This is a genomic window from Psychrobacillus sp., from assembly GCF_056205495.1.
Genome location: NZ_JBAEAP010000375.1, coordinates 1 through 6,028, shown reverse-complemented (window position 1 = coordinate 6,028; position 6,028 = coordinate 1). Strand labels below are relative to the sequence as shown.

At 39.0% G+C, this 6,028-nt stretch carries 5 protein-coding genes; 2 read left to right on the top strand and 3 right to left on the bottom strand.

Annotation, left to right across the window (positions count from 1 at the left end; all coding sequences use genetic code 11):
• Positions 1-210 (bottom strand): DUF4440 domain-containing protein (locus AC06OU_RS11210; RefSeq protein ID WP_475855829.1); only part of this gene is annotated, 210 nt, incomplete at its 3' end.
• 144 nt (positions 211-354) lie between these two features.
• Positions 355-1,011 (bottom strand): LytTR family DNA-binding domain-containing protein, encoded by a 657-nt coding sequence (locus AC06OU_RS11205; RefSeq protein ID WP_475855827.1) that lies wholly within the window; start codon positions 1,009-1,011, stop codon positions 355-357.
• Positions 1,012-1,210: 199 nt separating this feature from the next.
• On the opposite strand from AC06OU_RS11205, the gene aceA reads away from it, so the two are divergent.
• Entirely contained in the window at positions 1,211-2,494 is a 1,284-nt protein-coding gene (aceA, locus tag AC06OU_RS11200; RefSeq protein ID WP_475855826.1) for an isocitrate lyase, read from the top strand.
• Positions 2,495-2,521: 27 nt separating this feature from the next.
• Positions 2,522-4,117, top strand: a complete 1,596-nt coding sequence (gene aceB / locus AC06OU_RS11195) for a malate synthase A (protein WP_475855824.1) — start codon at positions 2,522-2,524, stop codon at positions 4,115-4,117.
• A gap of 568 nt (positions 4,118-4,685) precedes the next feature.
• Here the strand turns inward: aceB and AC06OU_RS11190 are convergent.
• On the bottom strand, positions 4,686-5,561 hold the full coding sequence (locus AC06OU_RS11190; RefSeq protein ID WP_475855823.1) for a BsuPI-related putative proteinase inhibitor: 876 nt from the start codon (positions 5,559-5,561) through the stop codon (positions 4,686-4,688).
• Positions 5,562-6,028 lie beyond the last annotated feature (467 nt).

Below are 6,028 nucleotides of genomic sequence, written 5' to 3'. Positions count from 1 at the left end.
TTCACCTTGATGGAGCCAATGGACATCACGAGCCTCGTAGTTTTCATCTTTTACAACAGTCCAAGCTTTTTCAAAGTAATTCTGTATCTCTTGATGGGTAGTACAGGTCTGGTCAGAGAAAAAATAAACGGCATTGTTGTGCAATACTTTACGGACCTGTTCAAAGTCATGTGTGTTCGTGGCTGCTATATAAGTACTTAAAATTTCCATGATTATCCTCCAACGGTTGACTTATTTTTTATAATAAAGAAATTGTTTGGAGAAAACAAATGATATTTGGCAACCTAAAAAGAGCTTCCTAAAATGGTAGCTCTTTTAATTATGTCTATTGGTAGAGGCTTATGATCTCTTCTTTTAAAATCCTAAAACAGCCCTCACCTCAGCCATATAAGATTGGCTAATCGGCAATTCTGTATCATCGGTTAATACAACTAATAAATTGGAGGAAAAGTCTCGAATGATTCGATCGATAAATGAGATATTAACGATATAAGAACGATGAATTCTTATAAAATTATCAGGCAGTTTTCTTTGAAGATCCTTTAAAGGGATAGTCGTTTTATAAGCCTCACCCTCTGCATAAAACCAAATCTTTTTTTGCAAGCTTTCCAGGTATTCTATTTTTTCAATAGGTACAGGCTTCCATTCATCTTCTTTTTTTCCTGTAAGAAATCGAACCAGCGATTGCTTTGAAACAGCATGCTTTGGTGGGAGGATAACAACTAATACAGCATTTTCACCATTAATCTCGATAGGATAGCCCACTCCGTAGTAAGGGATTTGAAACAAATTATCGTCTAATACAGCTTCTGTTCGACAGCCATTTTTTAAAACTAAATCAGCAATGCTTCCTGGCTGAACCTTCTGTCCTTCCTGCAATTGCAGGTCATGCTCGCCGGCATAATAATAGATGTACTGGTCTTTAATGGCAATTGCAATGGAAGCCTCTTTAGGAATCCATTCTTCTAATAGATTGCTATACCTCTTTAATTGGTCTTTCGTTATTTCCATACATACACCTCCAGTTTAAAATTCTCCCATTCGTCTTTCTTATTTCTTGTTCATCCTTGAAAAAAAGTATCTTATCCAAAAACCGATACAGAATAAACCATTCTGTTATATATTAGATTACAAGAAAAGAAGCTGTTATGATACAGTAAAAAAGACATATTTTTAATTATCAAAAAATTTCAGAGAGGTGTGTTGATTAATGACAAAAAGACAACAGCAAGTAGAAGAGCTTAAAAAGCAATGGGAAGAGGATAACCGTTGGAAGGGAATAGAACGTCCTTATACTCCTGAAGAGGTTATTAAGCTACGTGGATCACTACAAATCGAGCATACATTAGCGCGCAAGGGAGCAGAACGTCTATGGAATTCCCTTCATAAAGAAGATTTTATAAATGCCTTAGGAGCTCTAACTGGAAACCAGGCAGTACAGCAGGTAAAAGCAGGACTACAAGCGATTTACTTGAGTGGCTGGCAGGTAGCAGCCGATGCTAACCTTTCCGGACAAATGTATCCTGACCAAAGCCTTTACCCGGCAAATAGTGTTCCTGCAGTAGTTAAACGTATAAACCAAGCGCTTCAGCGAGCAGACCAAATTGACCAAGCGGAAGGGCGCGAGGATGAGTTTGACTGGTTCGCACCGATTGTGGCAGACGCTGAAGCAGGTTTTGGTGGCCCACTGAACGTATTTGAGCTAATCAAAGGAATGATTGAAGCAGGAGCAGCTGGTGTTCACTTAGAAGACCAGCTAGCATCAGAAAAGAAGTGCGGTCATCTTGGAGGTAAAGTACTTCTTCCAACACAAAATGCTATCCGTAATCTAGTGGCAGCTCGTTTAGCAGCTGACGTATCTGGCGTCCCTACTGTTTTAATCGCACGTACAGATGCAGACGCTGCAGATATGGTGACAAGTGATATTGATCCACGTGACCATGAATTTATTACGGGAGAAAGAACTCCAGAAGGCTTCTATCGTACGAAGGCTGGTATAGAACAAGCAATCGCTCGTGGATTGGCTTATGCTCCATATGCAGATCTAGTATGGTGCGAAACCTCCCACCCGAGCCTAGAGGAAGCAAAGCAATTTGCGGATGCAATTCATGCCAAGTATCCAGATAAAATGCTTGCATACAACTGTTCTCCATCATTTAACTGGAAGGCAAACTTAGATGAAGAGACGATTGCTAAGTATCAAGTAGAGCTAGGTAAGATGGGCTACAAGTTCCAATTCGTCACACTTGCTGGATTCCATTCATTGAACCACAGTATGTTTGAGCTTGCTCATGAGTACAAAACGAAAGGGATGGCTGCATACTCCAAATTGCAGCAGGCAGAGTTTGCGAACGAATCAAAGGGGTATACTGCTACCAAACATCAGCGTGAGGTTGGTACTGGATACTTTGATGAGGTTTCTCAAGTCGTTTCCGGTGGTACTTCCTCTACGACTGCCATGAAAGGTTCAACTGAAACAGCACAATTTGCTTGATCATTGAAGAAATGGGAGGGTAAAGGAATGGAACAAATAACTGAAAAAAAGATTGAAATTGTTGGTAATGACGTGGAAGGAATGCATGAGATTTTAACACCAGAAGCATTGGAATTCGTCGCTTCTCTTCATCAAACATTTGATGATCGACGAAAGGATTTGCTCATTGCTCGGAGAGATCGCCAGGAAAGACTAGATAATGGAGAAAAATTAGATTTTCTTACAGAAACAAAGCATATTCGAGAAGGGGACTGGACAATAGCTCCACTCCCTAAGGATTTACAGGATAGAAGGGTAGAGATTACTGGACCAGTCAATCGAAAAATGGTTATTAATGCCCTAAACTCTGGAGCAAAAGCATTCATGGCTTGCTTTGAGGATGCAACATCTCCTACATGGGAGAATATGATTGAAGGCCAGATTAATATGAGAGACGCAGTAAGAAAGACGATTTCTTATACGCAACCTGAGACTGGTAAAAGCTATCACTTAAAGGATGAAACAGCAGTGTTATTAGTTCGTCCTCGTGGTCTCCATCTGATGGAGAAGAATATTCATATCGATGGTAAGCCGATTTCTGGTAGCTTCTTTGACTTTGGATTATATTTTTTCCACAACGCGAAAGAGGCAATTGAACGTGGAACAGGACCATATTTTTATCTGCCAAAGCTAGAAAGTCATCTAGAGGCAAGACTATGGAATGATATCTTTATCTTTGCGCAGGAGAAGCTAGGGATCCAACAAGGAACTATAAAAGCAACGGTATTGATAGAAACAATTATGGCTGCCTTTGAAATGGATGAGATTTTATACGAACTAAAAGATCATTCTGCAGGCTTAAATTGTGGACGCTGGGATTATATTTTTAGCTACATCAAACGTCTTCGCAACCAACCAGAGGTTATTTTACCTGACCGAGGCCAAGTGACCATGACGTCACCATTTATGAGAGCGTATACACAGCTTTGTATTCAAACCTGTCATAAACGTAATGCTTCAGCTATCGGGGGAATGGCAGCTCAAATTCCTATTAAGAATGATGAGGAAGCAAACGAGGCGGCATTTGCAAAGGTTCGAGAAGACAAAAGAAGAGAAGCTTCGGATGGACACGATGGAACTTGGGTAGCACACCCGGGACTTGTACCAGTTGCTTGGGAGCAATTCGACGAGTATATGCCAACGCCTAACCAAATCCACCGTAAACGAGAGGACGTTCAGGTAACTGCAGACAACCTACTCGAAGTACCAACTGGAACAATCACCGAAGAAGGACTCCGTCTAAACTGTAGCGTTGGAGTTCAATACATTGCTTCATGGCTACGAGGCAACGGAGCTGCACCTATTAACAACCTGATGGAGGATGCAGCGACTGCAGAAATTTCTCGTACACAAGTATGGCAATGGGTTCGACATCCAGAAGGAAAGCTAGAGGACGGCCGAAAGATAACGATGCCACTTGTGGAGCAGGTATTAACAGAGGAACTAGGAAAGTTAAAAGCCGACTTTGGTAATGACATTTATTTGGCAGGTAGATATATGGAAGCAGCAGAGCTATTTTTGACATTAGTGAAAGAGGATAACTTCATTGAATTTTTAACTATTCCAGGCTATGCAAAATTATAGGAGGTGATTGGAATGAATAAGCCAACGAGTGAAAAAAATCCAAAGATTTGTCGCGAATGTGGATGCGTCATCCAAGAGCAAGTCGAATCTCCATTATTTGAATGTGAACGTTGTCTGAATGATAGAAGTGAATAGATCAAAAAAGAGCTTGGAAGGAATCCAAGCTCTTTTATTATTTGGCTATGTTAAAGGGTAGGGTTGATTTATGATATAAAGAAATTAGATCAGAGGGTAGAATTGATTTCCGTACTAGCCTGCCGCTTTCCACGGGGTTAGCGATAAGCCATCACCCATCGCTAGCGCGCGTGGTTGTGATGTCTTATCTGACTTACTCATCCCGTTGGAGTCGCCACCTGCCGCTACAATCAATAAATGGGAACAGCTTTAGCATCGAGAAAGCGCTAATAAATTTACTCGCATAAACAAAGCTAAAAGCTGTCACCAACCTCAATTTCATAATCTAGTTTATGTTCTTAATAGCCACTTGAAAGTTCCTTTGTTTATATTTACAGTCACTATAAAAAAGTTAGTCAAAATCAATCAATAAATTTAACAAAGCGTATTACTTTTAATTTGGTTTTGTATATTGCTCATCGCGTGTGAAGGTGGATACAGCTCCCATATGTGATAGTTCAACAGGTGTACCATCTTCTTTAACAAAATCAATTTCTTCTAGTTTAGGGTAGTTTTCAAAGTAAGAATGGAGGACTTTGCCTAAAAATAGGTATTCTCCAGCAGTTCCTTGAACATTTTCAGTAGCCTTATCCATTACTAAAACTAGTTTTTTCTCGTCATTCTCAAAACGATATTCTAGTAATCCTACATTTGCTGCGTCAATTTCTTCAAATATTTGCTTCACTTTATCTCCAGATGGATCAATTTCCACCTCATAAGGTTCTACAAATTCAGCATTAGCATCTTCTTTGTATAAAGTAATTTTATCATTTTCACCGGCAGGAGGTGCACTCTCTTCTGCTTGTTCAGTTCCAGCCCATTCATAATCAGATTCAACCTTTTGATCGCTCAATTCAGATGCCATAGACCAAACAACTAGTTTGTACTTTCCGGCAGGTACTTCTGCTAGTTCATTTTCCAAATCAAGCTTAACGGAAATCTCTTCATTAGGCTTTAGTTTCTTTTCCTGAATTGCTTGTGTAAAGTTTTTATTGGCAGAATACGTATACACGACATTTTTGTCTTGATCTAGTAGCTGATACTCTACCTCCTGTCCGCTTGGAAAGGTTAGTGTCATTTCATTATCCGCAGGGTTTTTAATAAGGAGCATTGCTTCTCCATTAGCATCAACATTTAATTGGGTAGAGACCTTTGCTTCTTTTTCTTGCTCTTCACTGCCTGTTGTTGGGTCATTATCATTATTAGTTCCGCAGCTAGCAAGGAATAAGATTGTAAAAATAGTTAACATACTCCAAAACATTTTTTTCATTTTGTTCACTCCTTTAAGGTATTAGACAGTTTTTATCTGAGAAAGTTTCAGATTTATGGAAAAGTAATAGATAAGTCCTTTAAGTGGATTATACTGGAACTAAAAAATGTTATATCACCTTAATTTTTACTATATACTGGATTCGCGAATTGTGTGATGCCTTATTGAAGTAAGTATTTCCCTCAATAATAAACGGGATTTATTTCCACTCTGGCAGATTTTTCTTGGGTTGAGCAGTATGACATTACCTGTCATTGCAAATCAAATTTATGAATTGAGTCATTATATTGTGAATATACTTCTATCATATTTTCGAAATATCACTACCTACATTATTTCATAATCTCATGCATAACTTAACAAAGATATCTTTATCTTGATTAGTATTGTCTTTTAAAAAGGAGCTGAACTACTATATTGAAAGATAAGGCTCAATCACTAAATGTCATCCCCATCATTATAACAAT